Source organism: Curtobacterium sp. MCBA15_009, from assembly GCF_001864895.1.
Lineage (GTDB): Bacteria > Actinomycetota > Actinomycetes > Actinomycetales > Microbacteriaceae > Curtobacterium.
In genome coordinates, this window is sequence record NZ_MJGO01000008.1 from 1 (window position 1) to 3,959 (window position 3,959).

Sequence of the window (3,959 nt, forward strand, 5' to 3'; positions counted from 1 at the left end):
GGGCCTCCCGTCCGTCCCGGACTCGCGTCCGCGCGGTCAGCGCTTGGTCGGTGAGGGGGACGGCGTCCTCGACGCGGACGGCGTCGCCGTCGGCGTCGCCGTTGGCGTCGGCGTCGCGGTGGGCTCCGAGGCGCCGGCCGCCGTCACCACGAAGGTGCGGAAGTCGTCGTTCGTGATCGGCGAGGTGAGCTCGTACTGCTGCCCGTTGACGAGCACCAGAGGCGTCCCCGGGAACTCGGTGATCGACGAACCGGGGATGTCGCCGCCGGCCACCGCGTTCGTGCGCTCGTCGACCCACTTGCTGTAGTCCTGGTCGGCGATGCAGCGCTCGATCGCCCGACGGTCCTGCAGCCCGCTCACCCCGGTGACCACCTTCGTGAGCTCGGCGTCGGTGAGTCCGGCGGTGCCTTCTTCCGGCTGGTTCGCGAAGAGCGCCTTGTTCACGGCGTAGAACCGGTCCGGCGAGTGCTCGGCCACGCAGGCCGCGGCGTTCGCGGCGCGGAGCGAGTACTTCGTGCCCTGCGACCGGTTCGCCAGGATCGCGACCGGGTGGATGTCGACCGTCGCGGCGCCGGAGTCGACGAGGCTCTCGATGTAGTCGCCGTTGGCCTCCTCGAATTGGCCGCAGGTCGGGCAGAGGTAGTCGACGTAGAGCGTGATGCGGACGGTGCCGGCACCGTCCGACGCGGTGGCGCTCGGCGAGGCCGGAGCCGACCCGGACACGGCCTTCATGTCCTGCCCGATCGTGATGCCGCCCTGCGACATCGTCGACGGGCCGGGGCCGGCGGGCTGCACCGAGTCGACGAGGACGAGCGTGACGATCGTCGCGGCCGCGAGCAGCACCACACCGATGCCGATCTGCAGTCCGAGCCGGACGCCACGCTGACGACGCTTCTGCTGGGTGCGGGCACGCTGGGCTCGCTGTCGGGCGGCTTCACGGCGTTCGTTCCGCGCGGCGCGGGCGTCACCCTCGGGGCGGTTGGTCATCGGTGCGTCGTCCTCCTGATCGGCGTCCGCACGGCTCACCCCCGCTCGGCGGACGGACCCGGCGATTGTAGTGGGCCGCTCTGGGAACCACCCAACCAGCCGGGAAACACTGGCGCACCCCGGGGAACTCGTGTTGTATGAACTCCGATGGTCGACGACGACCGTCCGGGGCCCGCACGGGCAACCGCTTCACTCGGATCGTCCGGCACGTACCTGCCGGTGAAGGAAGGATCGAACGCTCATGGCGTCCGTCACCTATGACAAGGCAACCCGTCTCTACCCCGGAGGCAACCGTCCCGCGGTCGACTCCCTCGACCTGGACGTCGCCGACGGCGAGTTCCTCGTCCTCGTCGGCCCGTCGGGCTGCGGCAAGTCCACCTCGCTCCGCATGCTGGCCGGCCTCGAAGAGGTCAACTCCGGCCAGATCCGCATCGGCGACCGCGACGTCACGGACGTCCCGCCGAAGGACCGCGACATCGCGATGGTGTTCCAGAACTACGCGCTGTACCCGCACATGACCGTCGCCGAGAACATGGGCTTCGCGCTCAAGATCGCCGGCGTCGGCAAGGAAGAGCGCGCCACCCGCGTGCAGGAGGCCGCGAAGCTCCTCGACCTCGAGCAGTACCTCGGCCGCAAGCCGAAGGCCCTCTCCGGTGGTCAGCGTCAGCGCGTCGCCATGGGCCGCGCGATCGTCCGTCAGCCGCAGGTGTTCCTCATGGACGAGCCGCTGTCGAACCTCGACGCCAAGCTCCGCGTGCAGACCCGCACCCAGATCGCGTCGCTGCAGCGTCGTCTCGGCGTCACCACGGTCTACGTCACGCACGACCAGACCGAGGCCCTGACGATGGGCGACCGCATCGCGGTGCTCAAGGACGGCATCCTGCAGCAGGTCGGCTCGCCGCGCGACCTGTACGAGAAGCCGAACAACGTCTTCGTCGCCGGCTTCATCGGTTCGCCGGCCATGAACCTCCTGCCGGCCGACGTGGTCGAGGGCGGCATCAAGTTCGGCACGCTCAACCACCCGATCGACCGCGACACGCTCTCGAACGCCCGCGCCGGGAACATCACGGTCGGCATCCGCCCCGAGGACGTCCAGGTGTCGTCCTCCGGCGAGGGCCTGCCCGTCACGGTCGACGTCGTCGAGGAGCTCGGCGCCGACGGCTACCTCTACGGTCACGCCGACGTCAACGGCTCGCGCGTCGACATCGTCGCCCGTGTCGACGGTCGCTCGCACCCCTCGATCGGTGACACGATCGTCGTCACGCCGAAGCAGGGCCACGTGCACGCGTTCGACACCGAGTCGGGCGAGCGTCTCGACGACAAGGCCGTCATCAGCGCGTAGGACCGCAGGGTCACGACCAAGAGGCGCGGTGCCGGACGGCACCGCGCCTCTCCCACGCACCGAACAGGAACCAACCGTGCCCGAGTCGATGTCCATCACCGCCGCCACCGTCGACCCCGGACTGCTCGACCTGCCCTGGGACCTGCCGCTCGCGGACTGGCCGGACGAGACGATCGTCGCGCTGCCGAAGGGCATCTCGCGACACCTCGTGCGCTTCGTGCACCTGGGCGGGTACGTCGCCGCCGTGAAGGAGACGGGCGAGGAGGTCGCCCGTGCCGAGTACGACATGCTCCGGACCCTGCAGCGCATGGACGTGCCGTGCGTCGACCCGGTGGCCGTCATCACGAACCGCGCCGACGCCGAGGGCCAGCCGCTCCACCCGGTGCTCGTCACCCGGCACCTGCGGTTCTCGCTGCCGTACCGGGCGCTGTACTCGCAGACGCTCCGCCCGGAGACCGCCACCCGCCTGGTCGACGCGCTCGCGCTGCTGCTCGTCCGGCTGCACATCATCGGCTTCTACTGGGGTGACGTCTCGCTGTCGAACACGCTGTTCCGCCGCGACGCCGGCTCCTTCGCCGCGTACCTGGTGGACGCCGAGACCGGCAAGCTCTACCCCGGCGGCCTGTCCAACGGGCAGCGCGAGAACGACCTCGAGGTCGCCCGGGTGAACATCGCCGGCGAGCTGCTCGACCTCGAGGCCGGCGGGCGCCTCGACGAGAACGCCGACCCGGTCGACGTGTCGAACCGGATCGTCGCCCAGTACCGGACCCTGTGGAAGGAACTCACCGGCACCGAGCAGTTCGACATCAAGGAGCGGTGGCGCATCAACGACCGCGTCGAACGGCTCAACGAGCTCGGCTTCGACATCGAGGAGCTCTCGATCCACACGACCGAGGGCGGTTCGCAGGTGCGGATCCAGCCGAAGGTCGTCGACGCCGGCCACCACCAGCGCCGTCTGCTGCGCCTGACCGGCCTCGACGCGGGCGAGAACCAGGCACGCCGCCTGCTCAACGACCTCGACTCGTACCGTGCCCGCAACGGCCGTGACGAGCTCGACGAGGAGATGGTGGCGCACGAGTGGGTGTCCCGGGTCTTCGAGCCCGTCGTCCGCTCGATCCCCCGCGACCTGCGCGGGCGCCTCGAGCCGGCGGAGGTCTTCCACGAGCTGCTCGAGCACCGCTGGTTCATGTCCCAGCAGGAGGAACGCTCGGTCTCCCTGCCCGAGGCCACGACCGCCTACATCAACGACGTCCTGCGACACCGCCGTGACGAGCGACTGCTCATCAACCCGCCGACCTCGTCGATGACGCTGCCGATCCCGGTGGTCGACGACGCCGAGGTCGACGCGGACGACTCCGACGACGTCGACGACTGGCGCGCGACCGTCTGAGACGGTCGCCGGTCGGTCACGACACCCCGCCGGGTGGACGCCGACTGGTCGCAGACGGCCGGCAGGGGCGTCTCGCAGCGACGACTCGTGACCACACGGCGGGCACCATCCGACGTGTCCTGACCGTTCGGGGTCGAGAACGCGACCGTCTGGAGGCCCGGCCCACGTCCCGGAGACCGGCGCCGGCCCTCCAGACCGTCACGCCCAGCGCGCACCACCCCGTGAGCAGGAATGGTCGCC

3 protein-coding genes are annotated in these 3,959 nt (G+C 70.4%); 2 read left to right on the forward strand and 1 reads right to left on the reverse strand.

Going from position 1 to position 3,959, the window contains the following annotated elements:
• Nucleotides 1-36 precede the first annotated feature (36 nt).
• Entirely contained in the window at nucleotides 37-987 is a 951-nt protein-coding gene (locus tag BIU97_RS03355) for a DsbA family protein (protein ID WP_071262661.1), read from the reverse strand.
• A gap of 241 nt (nucleotides 988-1,228) precedes the next feature.
• Here BIU97_RS03355 and BIU97_RS03360 point away from each other — a divergent pair, with 241 nt between their 5' ends.
• Both BIU97_RS03360 and BIU97_RS03365 read left to right on the forward strand, forming a co-directional pair.
• Nucleotides 1,229-2,329, forward strand: a complete 1,101-nt coding sequence (locus BIU97_RS03360; protein WP_071262645.1) for an ABC transporter ATP-binding protein — start codon at nucleotides 1,229-1,231, stop codon at nucleotides 2,327-2,329.
• A gap of 76 nt (nucleotides 2,330-2,405) precedes the next feature.
• A complete protein-coding gene (locus BIU97_RS03365; protein WP_139195879.1) occupies nucleotides 2,406-3,719 on the forward strand; it encodes a DUF4032 domain-containing protein in 1,314 nt (437 codons plus the stop codon).
• Nucleotides 3,720-3,959: the final 240 nt, after the last annotated feature.

Bases quoted from the DNA above. Each gene is read 5' to 3' on its own strand.
- BIU97_RS03360 (WP_071262645.1), top strand. From the start codon at position 1,229: ATGGCGTCCGTCACCTATGACAAGGCAACCCGTCTCTACCCCGGAGGC.
- BIU97_RS03355 (WP_071262661.1), bottom strand. From the start codon at position 987: ATGACCAACCGCCCCGAGGGTGACGCCCGCGCCGCGCGGAACGAACGC.